Annotated in this window: 15 protein-coding genes; 10 read left to right on the forward strand and 5 right to left on the reverse strand. The window is 63.2% G+C overall.

What is annotated here, in order from left to right; all coding sequences use genetic code 11:
- Nucleotides 1-31 precede the first annotated feature (31 nt).
- Both hydA and NKH13_RS13295 read left to right on the forward strand, forming a co-directional pair.
- Nucleotides 32-1483: a dihydropyrimidinase gene (gene hydA / locus NKH13_RS13290; RefSeq protein WP_352912728.1), complete on the forward strand. Its 1452-nt coding sequence runs from the start codon at nucleotides 32-34 to the stop codon at nucleotides 1481-1483.
- A 29-nt stretch (nucleotides 1484-1512) separates the two neighbouring features.
- On the forward strand, nucleotides 1513-1854 hold the full coding sequence (locus NKH13_RS13295; protein ID WP_352912729.1) for a hypothetical protein: 342 nt from the start codon (nucleotides 1513-1515) through the stop codon (nucleotides 1852-1854).
- Between the two features lie 35 nt (nucleotides 1855-1889).
- Here NKH13_RS13295 and NKH13_RS13300 read toward each other — a convergent pair whose 3' ends face one another.
- Nucleotides 1890-2294, reverse strand: a complete 405-nt coding sequence (locus NKH13_RS13300) for a cupin domain-containing protein (protein ID WP_352912730.1) — start codon at nucleotides 2292-2294, stop codon at nucleotides 1890-1892.
- 158 nt (nucleotides 2295-2452) lie between these two features.
- Between NKH13_RS13300 and NKH13_RS13305 the strand changes: the two genes are divergently transcribed.
- The 5 genes from NKH13_RS13305 (at nucleotide 2453) to NKH13_RS13325 (ending at nucleotide 7293) form a co-directional block, all read left to right on the forward strand.
- Nucleotides 2453-3244 (forward strand): ABC transporter ATP-binding protein, encoded by a 792-nt coding sequence (locus NKH13_RS13305; protein ID WP_352912731.1) that lies wholly within the window; start codon nucleotides 2453-2455, stop codon nucleotides 3242-3244.
- Between the two features lie 436 nt (nucleotides 3245-3680).
- The gene (locus NKH13_RS13310) at nucleotides 3681-4559 is read left to right on the forward strand and encodes an ABC transporter permease (RefSeq protein WP_352912732.1); all 879 of its coding nucleotides are present in this window, start codon (nucleotides 3681-3683) and stop codon (nucleotides 4557-4559) included.
- Nucleotides 4556-5692 carry an ABC transporter permease gene (locus tag NKH13_RS13315; RefSeq protein WP_352912733.1) on the forward strand — a complete coding sequence of 379 codons (1137 nt, stop codon included), beginning with the start codon at nucleotides 4556-4558 and terminating at the stop codon, nucleotides 5690-5692. The genes NKH13_RS13310 and NKH13_RS13315 overlap by 4 nt, the downstream gene beginning before the upstream one ends.
- A 40-nt stretch (nucleotides 5693-5732) precedes the next feature.
- Nucleotides 5733-6704, forward strand: a complete 972-nt coding sequence (locus NKH13_RS13320; RefSeq protein ID WP_023675876.1) for an ABC transporter substrate-binding protein — start codon at nucleotides 5733-5735, stop codon at nucleotides 6702-6704.
- 145 nt (nucleotides 6705-6849) lie between these two features.
- Nucleotides 6850-7293: a CHRD domain-containing protein gene (locus NKH13_RS13325; RefSeq protein WP_352912734.1), complete on the forward strand. Its 444-nt coding sequence runs from the start codon at nucleotides 6850-6852 to the stop codon at nucleotides 7291-7293.
- Nucleotides 7294-7333: 40 nt separating this feature from the next.
- On the opposite strand, the gene NKH13_RS13330 is transcribed toward NKH13_RS13325, so the two are convergent.
- The 3 genes from NKH13_RS13330 to NKH13_RS13340 all read right to left on the reverse strand — a co-directional run bounded on the left by NKH13_RS13330 (nucleotide 7334) and on the right by NKH13_RS13340 (nucleotide 11255).
- Nucleotides 7334-8983, reverse strand: a complete 1650-nt coding sequence (locus NKH13_RS13330) for a thiamine pyrophosphate-binding protein (protein WP_352912735.1) — start codon at nucleotides 8981-8983, stop codon at nucleotides 7334-7336.
- On the reverse strand, nucleotides 8980-10155 hold the full coding sequence (locus NKH13_RS13335; protein ID WP_352912736.1) for a CaiB/BaiF CoA transferase family protein: 1176 nt from the start codon (nucleotides 10153-10155) through the stop codon (nucleotides 8980-8982). The genes NKH13_RS13330 and NKH13_RS13335 overlap by 4 nt, the downstream gene beginning before the upstream one ends.
- Before the next feature lie 164 nt (nucleotides 10156-10319).
- Nucleotides 10320-11255: an alpha/beta fold hydrolase gene (locus NKH13_RS13340; RefSeq protein WP_352912737.1), complete on the reverse strand. Its 936-nt coding sequence runs from the start codon at nucleotides 11253-11255 to the stop codon at nucleotides 10320-10322.
- Nucleotides 11256-11433: 178 nt separating this feature from the next.
- On the opposite strand from NKH13_RS13340, the gene NKH13_RS13345 reads away from it, so the two are divergent.
- From NKH13_RS13345 to NKH13_RS13350, 3 genes are all read left to right on the forward strand, one after another.
- Complete coding sequence (locus tag NKH13_RS13345; RefSeq protein WP_502914565.1) at nucleotides 11434-12312, forward strand: ribonuclease T2 family protein; 879 nt, start codon at nucleotides 11434-11436, stop codon at nucleotides 12310-12312.
- Nucleotides 12282-12446 (forward strand): hypothetical protein, encoded by a 165-nt coding sequence (locus tag NKH13_RS35630; RefSeq protein WP_502914247.1) that lies wholly within the window; start codon nucleotides 12282-12284, stop codon nucleotides 12444-12446. The genes NKH13_RS13345 and NKH13_RS35630 overlap by 31 nt, the downstream gene beginning before the upstream one ends.
- A 72-nt stretch (nucleotides 12447-12518) precedes the next feature.
- On the forward strand, nucleotides 12519-13133 hold the full coding sequence (locus NKH13_RS13350) for a hypothetical protein (protein WP_352912738.1): 615 nt from the start codon (nucleotides 12519-12521) through the stop codon (nucleotides 13131-13133).
- A gap of 27 nt (nucleotides 13134-13160) precedes the next feature.
- On the opposite strand, the gene NKH13_RS13355 is transcribed toward NKH13_RS13350, so the two are convergent.
- Entirely contained in the window at nucleotides 13161-14456 is a 1296-nt protein-coding gene (locus NKH13_RS13355) for a GGDEF domain-containing protein (protein ID WP_352912739.1), read from the reverse strand.
- Nucleotides 14457-14507: the final 51 nt, after the last annotated feature.

A 14507-nucleotide genomic window follows, 5' to 3' on the forward strand; every position in this document is an offset into this window, starting at 1 on the left:
AGAAGCGCGAAGAGAATAAGGGAACAAGAAAATGTCCAAAGTCATCAAGAATGGCACCATCGTCACCGCCGACCGGACGTGGAAGGCCGATGTGCTGTTCAAGCACGGCAAGATCATCGCCATCGGCCCGGACCTGCATGGCGACCACGAGTTCGACGCCACCGGCTGCTATGTGATGCCGGGCGGCATCGACCCGCACACCCATCTCGAAATGCCGTTCATGGGCACCTATTCGTCCGACGATTTCGAGAGCGGCACGCGCGCCGCGCTTGCCGGCGGCACGACGATGGTCGTCGATTTCTGCCTGCCGGCGCCGCAGCAGTCTCTGCTCGAGGCCCTGCAGATGTGGGACAACAAGACTTCGAAGGCGTCCTGCGACTATTCCTTCCACATGGCGATCACCTGGTGGGGCAAGCAGGTGTTCGACGAGATGGCCACCGTCGTCGACAGGGGCATTACCTCGTTCAAGCATTTCATGGCCTACAAGGGGGCGCTGATGGTCGACGACGACGAGTTGTATTCGTCGTTCCAGCGCTGCGCCGACCTTGGCGCGCTGCCGCTGGTCCATGCCGAGAATGGCGACGTGGTGGCGGCACTGTCGCAAAAGCTGCTGGCGGCGGGCAATAGCGGCCCGGAGGGACACGCCTATTCGCGCCCGCCGGAAGTCGAAGGCGAGGCGACCAATCGTGCCATCATGATCGCCGACATGGCCGGCGTGCCGCTCTATGTCGTGCATGTCTCCTGCGAGCAGGCGCACGAGGCCATTCGCCGGGCGCGCCAGAAAGGCATGCGGGTGTTCGGCGAGCCGCTGGTCCAGCACCTGACGCTGGACGAGAGCGAATATTTCAACAAGGACTGGGACCATGCGGCGCGGCGCGTCATGAGCCCGCCCTTCCGCAACAAATGGCACCAGGATTCGCTGTGGGCCGGCCTGCAGGCCGGGTCGCTGCAAGTGGTGGCGACCGACCATTGTGCCTTCACCACCAAACAGAAGCGCAACGGCGTCGGCGACTTCACCAAGATCCCGAACGGCACGGGCGGGCTCGAGGATCGTTTGCCGGTGCTGTGGACGACCGGCGTCAAAACCGGCCGGCTGACGATGAACGAGTTCGTCGCGGTGACCTCGACCAACATCGCCAAGATCCTCAACATGTACCCGAAAAAGGGCGCCATCGTCGAAGGCGCGGACGCCGACATCCTCGTATGGGACCCGAAGCGCAAGAAGAAGATCACGGCCAAGAAGCAGCAGTCGGTGATCGACTACAATGTCTTCGAAGGTTTTGAGGTAACCGGCCTGCCGCGCTTCGTCTTCTCGCGCGGCGAACTGTCGATCGAGGAAAACGAAGTCAAGGCAAAGCCCGGCCATGGCGAGTTCGTCGCTCGCGAACCGAATGCGGCGGTCAATCGGGCGCTGTCGACGTGGAAGGAAATTTCCGCGCCGCGCAAGGTGGAACGGACAGGCATCCCGGCGACGGGCGTTTGAGCTTGGCGAGCCAGGGAGCGATTATCTCAATGGCCGCGGTGATCCTTGCCGCCGGGCCGGCGGCGGCGGACGTCCTTGCCGGCTCCTTTGGCAATGAGGTCGGTTGCGTTGGTGTACGGCTCGGTTATCAGGACAGCGACGATTATGTCGTGCTGACCGCCGACGGCGTCGAAACCTATGGCAGCGGCTGCCAGTTCGCACAGCGACTGACGACGGCGCCTGGCACCCTGTTGTTGAGTTCCACCTGTTTCGCCGAGGGCGAGGAGGGGACGAGCACTGATGTCGTCAAGGTCATCAACAAAGGAGGGGACGGTTTCTTCGTGACCATTCCCGGCCTTGAGGAGATAGGGCCGCTGAAATCATGTTCGTGACGGTGCCGATGACGGCTGCTGCCTCGATGCCGGCGTCAGGCGACCAACCCGTCCAGTTCCGGCAGCAGGACGACGCTTTCCTGTTCGTTGGGGTCGGTGCGGGCGATGACCGCCGAGGCGGGGCTGTCGCTCAGATTGGCCGGCAGATGCGGCACGCCGGGGGGAATATAGAAAAGATCACCGGCCTTGACCACGATGTGCTGTTCGAGCCGCTCGCCATACCAGGTATGAACTTCGCCGGAGAGCACATAGATCGCGGTTTCATGGTTTTCGTGCATATGCGCCTTGGCGCGGGCGCCCGGAGGCATGGTCAGCAGATGCATGCAGATGCCGGACGAGCCGACTGTTTCGGCGGCGATACCGGCGAAATAACTCAGGCCCTGTTTGCCTTCATAAGAGCTTTCAGGGCGGATAAGATGGCAAGTGGGTTTGGGCGACATCGGGGCAACTCCGGGCGTCTATCTGATGCGACAAGGGCGAGCAGAACTGGGGCGAGTAAAACTGGGGCGAGTAGGACTGGGCGAGTGGAAAGCAACATCGGGGTAAAATCAATGGGATTCCGGCCGCGGCAGTGGCCGGAAGCGACAGGCTACGGCCGATGACGGGAGCATCGCCAACCGTTGTTTCGGCAAGCAAGCTTGGCCTGACCTTCCAGACCAATGACGGTCCGGTGCAGGCGCTGTCGAATGTCGACCTGACCATCGGCAAGGGCGAATTCGTGTCCTTCATCGGGCCGTCCGGCTGCGGCAAGACGACCTTGCTGCGCGTGATCGCCGATCTGGAGAAGCCGACATCGGGAGCCATTTCCGTCAACGGCATGACGCCCGAGCAGGCGCGCCAGAGCCGCGCCTATGGCTATGTCTTCCAGGCGGCCGCACTTTATCCGTGGCGCACGATCGAGCGCAATGTGGCGCTGCCGCTGGAGATCATGGGACTGTCGAGGGCGGAGCAGGCGGCGCGCATCAAGCGAACCCTCGACCTCGTCAACCTCAGCGGCTTCGAGAAGAAATACCCGTGGCAGCTTTCGGGCGGCATGCAGCAGCGCGCCTCGATCGCACGGGCGCTGGCCTTCGACGCCGACCTTTTGTTGATGGACGAGCCGTTCGGCGCGCTCGACGAGATCGTGCGCGACCACCTCAACGAACAGCTGCTGGAGCTTTGGGAACGAACCAACAAGACCATCTGCTTCGTCACCCATTCGATCCCCGAGGCGGTCTATCTGTCGACGCGCATCATCGTGATGTCGCCGCGCCCGGGGCGTGTCAGCGACGTAATAGAATCGACGCTGCCGAAAAAGCGGCCGCTCGATATCCGCGAGACGCCGGAGTTCCTGGCCATCGCGGCACGGGTGCGCGACGGGCTGAGGGCAGGGCACAGCTATGATGATTGAGGCGCAGGACAGGATTCCGGCTTCGCCTAACGACGAAGCGGCCACCCACGCCTTCGTCATCCTAGGGCGGAGCCGCCGCGAAGCGGCGCGCGCAGACCCTAGGATCCATGCCGTGACTTCGGCCGAAGGGCGCAAACAGTCGAGAATAAGCGCCACTCGGAGCGGTGCGCAGGGAGCCATTTTCCGCACCGTTGCGGAGCGGGAAGGTAACGGCATGGATCCTAGGGTCTGCGCCGCGTCGCTTCGCTCCTTGCTTCGCCCTAGGATGACGAAAGCGTGGTTGGGCGCTCCCTTTACGCACGCCGCTTCGCGGCTGCTCGGCCCTAGGAAGACGAAAGAAACGATTGCCGGGGCGAAAGTACCCGGCCTCCGCTTCGCTCCGGCCACCCTCTCCCCGTTGGGGAGAGGAGGGCGCCAAGCACCCGAGTGTCGCTAGATGGATAGCTTCCGCGACAAGCTTGTTCCGGTGACCTCGATTCTCCTGGGCGTCGTCGTCGTCTGGTACGTCATGGCTGTCATCCTCAACGCGCCGTTCCAGCGCGATCTCGACCGCCGCGCCAATCAGACACCGGGCATTGTGGAATTCATCGGCAAGACGCTGGCACAGCCGAAGCCGACGCTGCCGGCGCCGCATCAGGTGGCGGTAAATTTTTTCGAAAACACCTTTCTGCGCAGCATTACCTCGAACCGCAGCCTTGTCTACAATGCCTGGGTGACGCTGTCGTCGACACTGCTCGGCTTTGCCTTCGGCACGGCGCTCGGCATCGTCATCGCCGTCGGCATCGTGCATGTGGCGACGCTCGACCGCAGTCTGATGCCGTGGATCATCGCCTCGCAGACCATTCCGATCCTGGCGGTGGCGCCGATGATCATTGTCGTGCTGGCGGCGGTCGGCATCACCGGGCTGATTCCGAAGGCGCTGATCTCGACCTATCTGTCGTTCTTCCCGGTGGTGGTTGGCATGGTGAAGGGGCTTCGCTCGCCCGAGCTCACCCATCTCGACCTGATGCACACCTATAATGCCAGTCCCTCGCAGACCTTCTGGAAATTACGGGTGCCGGCCTCGGTGCCGTTCCTGTTCACCTCGATGAAGGTGGCGGTGGCCGCCAGCCTGGTCGGCGCGATCGTCGGCGAGCTGCCGACCGGCGCCGTCGCCGGCATCGGCGCCAAATTGCTCGCCGGCGCCTACTACAGCCAGACGATCGACATCTGGTCGGCGCTGGTTGCCGGCTCGGTGGTCGCGGCACTGCTGGTTATGCTGGTCGGCATTGCCGGGCGCCTAGTCGACCGCGCCATGGGCGGGAGGCCGGCATGAGCTCCATCCTGAGCCTTTCCTCAATCACCCCTCGATCCTGGCAAGGGTATGCCGCGCTTGTCCTGCTTGTCGGCGCGCTGCTTCTTTGGCCGCTCGTCAGTGCTACGCCCGGTTACGGCATGGCGACTACGGTTTTGATTTTCATTTTGCTGCTCGTGGCAATCGAAGCCGACAACTTGCCACCGATGATCGGGGTGGTGTTGCTGTTCCTTGGCGCGCACGGCGCGGCGTGGATGCTGCTCGCCGGCATAACCGGCAATGAAGGCAGCGCTCGCGGCTCCTTCTATCTGCTGCTCGCCGCGGCGTGGTTTTTGGCCTGGCGCTGCGTAACGGTCTTGTCGTCGTTTCGCCCGACATCGCGCTGGGCGTCAACCGCCCTGCGCCTGATCATTCCGGCCATCTTCGGCGCCTGGATCCTGATCATCTGGGAAGCGGTGACGCGTGGTGCCGGCATTCCCTTCATCCTGTTGCCGCCGCCAAGCGCCATCGGTGCACGCATCGTCGGCTCGCTGCCGGTGCTGGGGGCCGATGTCAGGCAGACCATCTTCAAGGCGGTCATCTTCGGCTATGTGGTGGGGAGCAGCGCCGGCTTCCTCGTTGCCATAGCCGCCGACCGCGTGCCGTTCCTGCGGCGCGGGCTTTTGCCGATCGGCAATATGGTGTCGGCGCTGCCGATCATCGGCGTCGCGCCGATCATGGTCATGTGGTTTGGCTTCGACTGGCAGTCGAAGGCAGCGGTGGTCATCATCATGACCTTCTTCCCGATGCTGGTGAACACCGTCGCCGGGCTTGCCGCCTCCGGCCATATGGAGCGCGACCTGATGCGCACCTACGCCTCGAGCTACTGGCAGACGCTGTTCAAGCTGCGGCTGCCGGCGGCGGCACCCTTCATCTTCAATGCGTTGAAGATCAATTCGACGCTGGCGCTGATCGGCGCCATCGTCGCCGAGTTCTTCGGCACCCCGGTGGTCGGCATGGGATTCCGCATTTCGACGGAAGTCGGGCGGATGAACATCGACATGGTGTGGGCGGAAATCGCAGTTGCAGCACTTGCGGGTTCGGTCTTTTATGGCGTGGTCGCTCTTTTCGAGAGAGCAATCACGTTTTGGCATCCCTCTGTCCGTGGTGGATAGGGGCGGTGGGTTTAGGGCGCTAACTTCAGAGGGTAAAAACATGAAAAGACTTGTTGTTTCGATGCTGGCCGGCGCGATGTCGCTTGCCGCGTTCCAGGCGATGGCCGCAGACAAGGTGACGCTGCAGCTGAAGTGGGTCACCCAGGCACAGTTCGCCGGCTATTATGTCGCCAAGGCCAAGGGCTTCTATGACGCCGAGGGCCTCGACGTCGACATCAAGCCCGGCGGCCCGGACATTGCACCGGAGCAGGTTATTGCCGGCGGCGGCGCCGACGTCATCGTCGACTGGATGGGCGGTGCGCTGGCTGCGCGCGAGAAGGGCGTGCCGCTGGTCAACATCGCCCAGCCGTTCAAGAAGGCCGGCATGGAGCTGGTCTGCCCGAAGGACGGCCCGATCAAGACGGAAGCCGACTTCAAGGGCCACACGCTCGGCGTCTGGTTCTTCGGCAACGAGTATCCGTTCTATGCCTGGATGAACAAGCTTGGCCTCAAGACCGACGGCGGGCCGGACGGCGTCACCGTGCTCAAGCAGAGCTTCGACGTGCAGCCGCTGATCCAGAAGCAGGCGGATTGCATTTCGGTCATGACCTATAACGAGTACTGGCAGCTCATCGACGCCGGCTACAAGCCGGAAGAGCTAACCGTCTTCAACTATTCCGCCATGGGCAACGATCTGCTCGAAGACGGGCTCTATGCGTTGGAGGACAAGCTCAAGGATCCGGCCTTCGAGGACAAGATGGTGCGTTTCGTGCGCGCTTCGATGAAGGGCTGGAAATACGCCGTCGACAATTCCGACGAGGCGGCCGGCATCGTCATGGACAATGGCGGCCAGGACGAGAACCACCAAAAGCGGATGATGGGCGAAGTCGCCAAGCTGATCGACAATGCCGATGGCAAGCTCGATCCGGCGACCTACGAGCGCACCGCCAAGGCGCTGCTCGACCAGAAGATCATCAGCAAGGAGCCGACCGGCGCCTACACGACAGCGATCACCGACAAGGCCATCAAATAGGGCTGTCAAACTGGCTTGTAGCGGAAAAGGGGCGGGTGACCGCCCCTTTTTAGTGGGGTAAAATGAACGTTACCCGCGGAAACATCCGCTCGCAAAATCGTTGTGCCGGTGCATCCAACTCAAGGATGTCACAACGGAGGTTTCCATGCGCATCCAGTCCTTCACGCCGATGCTTTCGGCGCTGGCCATTTCTGCAGCCATCTTCTCGGTGTCACCGGCCCTGGCCGAAACCGTAAAGATGACGGCGACGCTCGATGGTGCTCAGCAGAACCCGCCCGTCACCACGAAGGGCAAGGGCACCGCCACGCTCAGGTTCAACACCGCCACCAAGAAACTCAGCTGGACCGTGAGATATTCCGGCCTCAGCGGACCGGCGAAGGCCGCACACATTCACGGCCCGGCGGAAAAGGGTCAAAACGCCGACCCGGTGGTACCGTTCGAAGGCAAGCTGAAGAGCCCGATCAAGGGTTCGGCGACATTGACCGATGCCCAGGCCACCGATCTTGAGGCGGGCAAATACTACGTCAACATCCACACCGCGGCCCACGCGGACGGCGAGATCCGCGGCCAGATCGAGAAGGCCGAATAGGCAGATCACGACGACAAAACAGGGCAACTGCCCTGTTTTGTCAGGCCTTGTCGCGAATCTGGGTCATCGTGCGGGTCGGCGTGATGGCTTCGGGGTCGAGCCTGATCTCGACGATCGACGGCTTGCCGCTGGCCCGCGCCCGCTCGAAGGCCGCCGCGAAGTCGGCGGTCTTTTCCACGGTCTCGCCATGGCCGCCATAGGCGCGGGCCAAAGCAGCAAAGTCGGGATTCCTCAAATCCGTAGCGACGACGCGTCCGGGATATTCGCGCTCCTGATGCATGCGGATGGTGCCGTAGATGCCATTGTTGACGACGATGACGATGATCGGCAGCCCGTATTGCACGGCGGTGGCGAATTCCTGGCCGTTCATCAGGAAACAGCCGTCGCCGGCGAAGGCGATCACGTCGCGGTCGGGGAAAAGCTGCTTGGCGGCGACCGCCGCCGGCGTGCCGTAGCCCATTGAGCCTGACGTGGGCGCGGCTTGCGTGCCGAAACGCCGGAACCGATGGTAACGATGCACCCAGGTGGCGTAGTTGCCGGCGCCATTGGTGAGGATGGCGTCGTCCGGGAGCATCGTTTCGAGATAATTCATGATCGGCCCCATCTGGACGGCGCCGGGCCCACTTTCCGGTGGCGTCGACCAGTCGAGATACGCGGCATGCAGCTTCGCTGCCTCCGCCGCCCACACCGGCGTTGCGGCCGGCTTGCGTCTGGCAAAGGCTTCGACGAAAGCGGCAGGCGAGGCATTGATCGCCAGCGCCGGCCGGTAGACGCGGCCGAGTTCGCCGGCGTCGGCATGGATATGGACCAGCGTCTGGTCGGGGTAGGGGCTCTTCAGCAGCGTGTAGTCGGACGACGGCATCTCGCCCATGCGGCCGCCGATCAGCAGCACAAGGTCGGCCTGCTTGATGGCGGTTGCTACCTTGGGATTGATGCCGATGCCGACATCGCCGGCATAGTTTGGGTGGAGATGGTCGAACAGCATCTGGCGGCGGAAGGAGCAGCCGACCGGCAGCGACCAGGCTTCGGCTATCGCCCGCATCCGTGCAACGGCCTCCGCGTCCCAGCGCGTCCCGCCGAGGATGACGAAGGGCCGCTTTGCCTTGTTGAGCAACACTTCCAGCGCGTCGAGCTCGATTTCGCCAGGCCGCGTCTCGACAGGGGTGTAATGCCGGGCTTCCGGTGCCTCGGCGAGGCTGGTCAGCATGTCCTCGGGCAGCGAGATGACGACCGGGCCGGGCCGGCCGGACGTCGCCACCGAAAAAGCGCGTGTGACAAATTCGGGGATGCGCGCGGCGTCGTCGATCTCGACCACCCATTTGGCGATATCGCCGAAGAACCTGACGTAGTCGACCTCCTGGAATGCCTCGCGCCCCTTGGCGTGGCTAGCGACCTGGCCGATGAACAGGATGAGGGGGACTGAATCCTGCATGGCGATGTGGATGCCGGCCGAAGCATTGGTGGCGCCCGGGCCGCGGGTGACGAAGCAGATGCCGGGCCTGCCGGTCAGGCGGCCATGGCAGTCGGCCATCATTGCGGCACCGCCCTCCTGGCGGCAGACGATGGTGCGGATCGGTGAATCATGCAGCGCGTCGAGCACCGCCAGATAGGATTCGCCGGGCACGCAATAGATACGGTCCGTTCCGTTGGCTTCGAGCGCATCGACGATGAGTTGTCCGCCGGTCTTCATTTTCCTGACCTCTCCAGTTCGGCAAGGATTTCTTCGGTGTGTTCGCCGAGACGCGGCGACGGGCGCTCATAGACCAGCGGCGTGCCGGACATGACCATCGGCGCCCGCACCGAGGGCAAGAGATTGCCATGGCCGTCATCGAGGTCGAGCCGCATGCCGCGCGCGATGGTCTGCGGGTCGGCAAACATCTGGCCGATGTTGTTGATAGGGCTGGCCGGCACTCCGGCTGTCTCGAGTCTGGCCAGCAGCGGGTCGCGATCGAAGGCTTTCAGCGCCTCGATCATGTGCTCGCGCAGCTTCGCCCGGTTGGCGACGCGGGCGGGATTGGTGGCGAAGTCAGGGTTCGACGCCAGCTCGTCGAGACCGACGGCAGCGCAGAACTTTGCGAACTGGCCGTCATTGCCGACCGCCAGGATGATGTGGCCATTTTTCACCGGCACCACTTCGTAGGGCGCGATGTTCATATGCGCATTGCCCATCTGCACCGGCGATTGTCCGGAGACGAGATAGTTGAGGTTCTGGTTGCCGAGCGTCGAGATCTGGGTGTCGAAGAGCGCCATGTCGATATGCTGGCCTTTGCCGGTCTTCTCGGCATGGCGAAGGGCCGCCTGGATGGCAATGACCGAATAAAGCCCGGTGAAAACATCTGAAATAGCCACGCCCGCCTTCTGCGGTTCGCGGCCGGCTTCGCCGGTGATCGACATCATGCCGGCCATGGCCTGGATGATGAAATCATAACCGGCGCGCGGCGCGTACGGTCCCGACTGGCCAAAACCGGTGATCGAGCAATAGATCAGCCGCGGGTTGATTTTCTTCAGGCCGTCATAGTCGAGGCCGTATTTCTTCAGTCCGCCGACTTTGAAGTTTTCGATCAGCACGTCCGATGTCGCGACCAGTCGGCGCACCCTCTCGGCGCCCTCGAGCGTCGAGAAATCGATGGCGATGGAGCGCTTGCCGCGGTTGCAGGAATGGTAATAGGCGGCCGAAAGGTTCTCGCCGTCATGGCCGATGACGAAGGGCGGTCCCCATTTGCGGGTGTCGTCGCCGCCGTCCGGGCTTTCGACCTTGATCACGTCGGCGCCGAGGTCGGCAAGCAACTGCCCGGCCCATGGCCCGGCAAGGATGCGCGCGAGTTCGATGACGCGGATGCCTTTGAGCGGAGGCTCAGTCATGGATCACCATGGTTGGTCGAAAGCGCAGGCTTAGATCTTTTTTGTGCATGTCGTTATCCCAAAACCGCTGCGCACCCTCGGGTCGAGCCCAAGGGCATGCTTTGGGCGACATCCCACTATCAATCCCGGGTGCCGCTGTCACGGCCCTTGCAATGGGCCAAGTATCACTGTGCCCTCAGCACACGGTCGGCCCAGGCGGCAAAATCCTCCATGATGATGTCTCGATTGATCTCGTTCAGGCTTTCGTGGCGGGTTTCGGCGTAAACCTTTGAAACGAGATTCGAAAAACCCATCATGTGCATCCGGCCGGCAAGATGGCTGACCGCCTTGCCGCCGTCCGAGGCCGGATCCTGCTCGCCTCCGACCAGATTGACGAACAGGTCGCGCCGCACGCCGGAAAAATTGCGGTCGCTGCCGCAATGCAGCGTCATCTTGACGATGTCCTGCCACATCGACACCGATGCGTCCCAGCCGCAGAGCGGGTCGGCGATGTATTTCTCGACTTCAACGGCATCGCGCGACAGCCAGTCGAACGGCGTCCGGCGATTGGGCACCGCCTTGCCCCAGGCCCGGAACGTCAGCCGGGGCAGCATGCGCGACGGCACGTCTGAGCCAAGCCGGAACTTTTCCCAACCAAGCATGGCCAGCGCGATTTGGCCGAGCAGTCCGGCCGAGAAATTGCCGTTCCAGATCGCGGCGGCATGGATGCGCGCCGAGTTGCGGAGGACAAAGTTCAGCGCGACCGACGCGCCCAAGGAATGGCCGAAGACGATGACCGGCAGGCCAGCCCTTTCCCTGGCGATCAGATCGTGGACGGCGGCGACATCGGCGATGACCTTGGCACCGCCATTCGCATCGGCGAACCTGCCAGGTGGCGCGTCGGGCGCCTTGGTGGCGCCGTGGCCACGGTGGTCGTGCGCGAAGACCTGGTAGCCGCGCGCGCCGAGGAAATCGGCGAAGCGGGCATAGCGCGCGGCGTGTTCGGCCAACCCGTGGTTGATCTGAACGATGGCGCGCGGTTGGCCGATGGCGTGTTTCACATAAAGGTTGAGCTCGGCGCCGGTCGGCGATCGAAGCACAAGCTGTTGGTCGAATGACATCGCCGCGTCGTCTCCAACGCCCCGACACGATACCGGACGCGAGTTTTGTTTGCGCCGGCGCCGGTTTTGCGTCAATCCGGCGTGACCGATTTGCGCGCTGACGTTTACCGCACGTTCGCAATTCTGACATGGTGGCATCGGCAGTCTGTTGCCGCAGTTTTTCAGCCGAGGGACCCTTATGCGGACAGGTTTTGTTTTCGGATTGGCGCTTGCGGCCGTGCTGCTTGCCGGCGCGGCGCGGGCCGATGTGAAGATGACCGGCGCTTTCGTCGCCGATACCGCCTGTCCGGCAACGCAGGCGATCAAGAGCGGCAAGAATCCCGGCAACATCTCGACCGCGGCTGGCCAGAGCTATGATCTCCTGGCCGGCAACAAGGACGCGCCCACGCACTATCTCATTCGCGTGCCGGGCGCCGATCCGGAGCGCCGCTGGGTCAAGACCGGCTGCGGCCACGTTTCGGGCGGCAGCGGATCGACGATGCCGGCTGCACCGGCGCCTGCCGATCCGAACAAGCCATCGGCGTCCGGAAAACCGGAATATGTCTTCGCGCTGAGCTGGCAGCCGGCTTTCTGTGAGACCAAATCCAGCAAGGCCGAATGCCGGGCGCAGACCGCCGCCGGTTTCGATGCGACCCACTTCACCTTGCATGGGTTGTGGCCGCAGCCGAATGGAAATTTCTATTGCCAGGTCGCGGCAGGCGACAAGGCGAACGACGATCCGGCGCACTGGCGGGATTTGCCGCCGGTCACGCTGGACCCGAATACGCGGTCGGAACTCGACCAGGTGATGCCGGGCACCGCATCCGCCCTCGAAAGGCATGAATGGATCAAGCACGGCACCTGCTACGGCAAGAGCCAGCAGGAGTATTTCTCCGACGCCTTGAACCTGATGCGCGCGGTGAACGCTTCGCCGGTGCGCGATCTCTTCACCAAGAACATCGGCAAGCAGCTCACGTCCGATCAGATTGCCAGCACCTTCGACAGCCCTTCGGCAAAGGCGCGGGCGACCGGGTCCGCGTATCCTGCGTGGTCGATCCCTCGAGCGGCAGGCGGCTGATCGGCGAGCTGACGCTCGGCCTGGCCGGCCCGATCGCCTCGAACGCCTCGCTCGGTGCCCTGCTGCTTGCCTCGGCACCGACAACCAAGGCCGGCTGCCCGAAGGGCACGGTCGATGCCGTCGGGTTCCAGTAGACAGGCCGAACGCAACTGTCGCTTTGCACCGGGGATGGTATGATCCCTGGGCATCATTCGTAGGGGGTGGCGATGAGTGGCATGACGAGCGGCGCGCTGGCGCGGCTGGCGTTCTGGGCCAAGGGCATGACGGCGATCCGCGACGGCCATATGGAGTGGCCGGGCTTTTCCTACACCGAAGTGGAGTGGGTGCGCATGACCACGCTTGCCAAACCCGTCGGCGGCGGCACCTACCAATTGTTCACGCTGGTCAACGCGGCGATCTTCATCGCCATTGCTGCGCTCGGGATCTTCGGTGTCTTCCTGCCGCTGGCGGCGCTGCTGTTCCCGGTGCCGGCCGAAACCAGTGCGCTCAAGTTTTCGCTGCTCCTGGCCGCATGCGCCTTCCTGATCATCGGCATCGGCCTGCCGATTTCGCTGAGTCTTTCGACCGCACTGGTGGCGCCGAAGTCGCTACGTGCCGCGCTCGTCGCCGTGCCCGGCGACCAGGCGCTTGCCGCAAAAGTGTCATGGCAGATCAACCGGATCACGCTCGTGCTCTGCGGCCTGCTGATGCCGGGCATCCTTCTGTTCATTGCCTACGACATCGATGCCGGTCCGATTATTACCGCGTTGAAATGGCTGGCGATCGCGCTGATGGCGATTTCGGTTGCGATCGGCGGATGGCAGCGGCGCAAACGATCCTGATTGAGCCAATCGGAGGCCAGGGTAGCGTTACGCGCCGGCGCTGCGCTCCGGCCTGGTCCATGTGTTGCGGCCGTCTGCTTCGTTGCCGCCCGGTTCGCCGACAACGCGATCGCGTCCGGTCGATTTGGCCTTGTAGAGACGCTGGTCGGCGAGCGCAAAGAGATCGGCAAGGCAACGGGTCGTCTCGCTGACTGTCGAGATGCCGGCGCTGACGGTGATGTCGAACCGGCTGGTGCTTGCGGACGTCTTGACCGCTTGCCTGACGGTTTCGCCCAGCAGTCTGGCGAGCGGCTGCGGACGCCAGCCGAGGATGGCGAATTCCTCGCCGCCGATCCTGAACAATTGATCTTCGGTCCCGACAAGTTCGCCAAGCAAAATCGCCAGGGCTTTCAGCACCTTGTCGCCCTCGGCATGGCCGAAGCGGTCGTTGATCGATTTGAAGTGGTCGACATCGATGATCAGCAGGCTGAGCGGCCTGGCGGTTCGCAGGCTGGTTGCAACGGCGGCCTCGCCATCGCTGTCGAAGCGCCCCCTGTGCAGCAGGCCGGTGAGGCCGTCGCGACCGACATGCTCGACCAGCGCTTCATAGCGCTCGCGATAGGTCAGCGTGTCGAAAATGTCGGAAAGCCCGCGCGGCGCCGGCACCTGCCGCGCCTCGAACCACCTGATATAGGCGACCAGCATAGTGCTGTAGACCAGGGCCGCTGCCATCTTGGCGAACCAGCCGCCAAAGAACACCGCCACCGGCGCACCGGTGACGAAATGCAGCGCCGTGAAAAAGCCTGCCTGGTCGAAGGTGAGCACGCAGGCGACGGAGACCAGGATGCGGGTGAAAAGCGCCTTGCGCAGATATTTGCCGAGCTTTTCATAGAGCAGGATGATCAGGATGGCGTCGATGAACAGCAGCGTCGTGCCCCACACCATCAGCCAGCCCATCTCGTCGATGAAGCCGATGTCGGGAAGCTTGCCGCCGGGCAGGGCGGCAATATCGTGCAGGCGCAGGATCAGCACGAGGCCGATCATCAGGGCATTGCCGAGCAGCAGGCCGTAGATGGGCTGCCGGACGGTTGCCGCGTCCTCCTTGATGTAGAGCAGGAGCAGCATGACCAGCTTGCCGGAAAACAGCACGGCCGAACCCGGCGATACCATGCCGAACGGCAGCGCGACGTAGAAGACGCTGGCGAGGTAGGTTTCCAGGAAATGCATGACGCCAAGAGCGCAGACAAAGACGCCGAGGCCGATGCGGCCCCTGAACCGGAAAAGCGTGACCATGATGCCGAAATAGAGAACCGCTTCGGCAAAAAGCAGGAAACTGTTCAGCACGGCCCGATCTCTCTCCCCGAAATCGCGGCTGCCAGCGATTTCCCATCCAAC

This window comes from Mesorhizobium sp. M1348, from assembly GCF_040317925.1.
Taxonomy (GTDB): Bacteria; Pseudomonadota; Alphaproteobacteria; order Rhizobiales; family Rhizobiaceae; genus Mesorhizobium.

Excerpts from the sequence above, each read along its gene's own strand:
- NKH13_RS13340 (WP_352912737.1), bottom strand. The coding sequence starts at position 11,255 with ATGTCATTCGACCAACAGCTTGTGCTTCGATCGCCGACCGGCGCCGAG.
- NKH13_RS13335 (WP_352912736.1), bottom strand. The coding sequence starts at position 10,155 with ATGACTGAGCCTCCGCTCAAAGGCATCCGCGTCATCGAACTCGCGCGC.
- NKH13_RS13325 (WP_352912734.1), top strand. The coding sequence starts at position 6,850 with ATGCGCATCCAGTCCTTCACGCCGATGCTTTCGGCGCTGGCCATTTCT.
- NKH13_RS13305 (WP_352912731.1), top strand. The coding sequence starts at position 2,453 with ATGACGGGAGCATCGCCAACCGTTGTTTCGGCAAGCAAGCTTGGCCTG.
- NKH13_RS13315 (WP_352912733.1), top strand. The coding sequence starts at position 4,556 with ATGAGCTCCATCCTGAGCCTTTCCTCAATCACCCCTCGATCCTGGCAA.
- NKH13_RS13310 (WP_352912732.1), top strand. The coding sequence starts at position 3,681 with ATGGATAGCTTCCGCGACAAGCTTGTTCCGGTGACCTCGATTCTCCTG.
- NKH13_RS13300 (WP_352912730.1), bottom strand. The coding sequence starts at position 2,294 with ATGTCGCCCAAACCCACTTGCCATCTTATCCGCCCTGAAAGCTCTTAT.
- hydA (WP_352912728.1), top strand. The coding sequence starts at position 32 with ATGTCCAAAGTCATCAAGAATGGCACCATCGTCACCGCCGACCGGACG.
- NKH13_RS13350 (WP_352912738.1), top strand. The coding sequence starts at position 12,519 with ATGAGTGGCATGACGAGCGGCGCGCTGGCGCGGCTGGCGTTCTGGGCC.
- NKH13_RS13295 (WP_352912729.1), top strand. The coding sequence starts at position 1,513 with ATGGCCGCGGTGATCCTTGCCGCCGGGCCGGCGGCGGCGGACGTCCTT.
- NKH13_RS13345 (WP_502914565.1), top strand. The coding sequence starts at position 11,434 with ATGCGGACAGGTTTTGTTTTCGGATTGGCGCTTGCGGCCGTGCTGCTT.
- NKH13_RS13320 (WP_023675876.1), top strand. The coding sequence starts at position 5,733 with ATGAAAAGACTTGTTGTTTCGATGCTGGCCGGCGCGATGTCGCTTGCC.
- NKH13_RS13330 (WP_352912735.1), bottom strand. The coding sequence starts at position 8,983 with ATGAAGACCGGCGGACAACTCATCGTCGATGCGCTCGAAGCCAACGGA.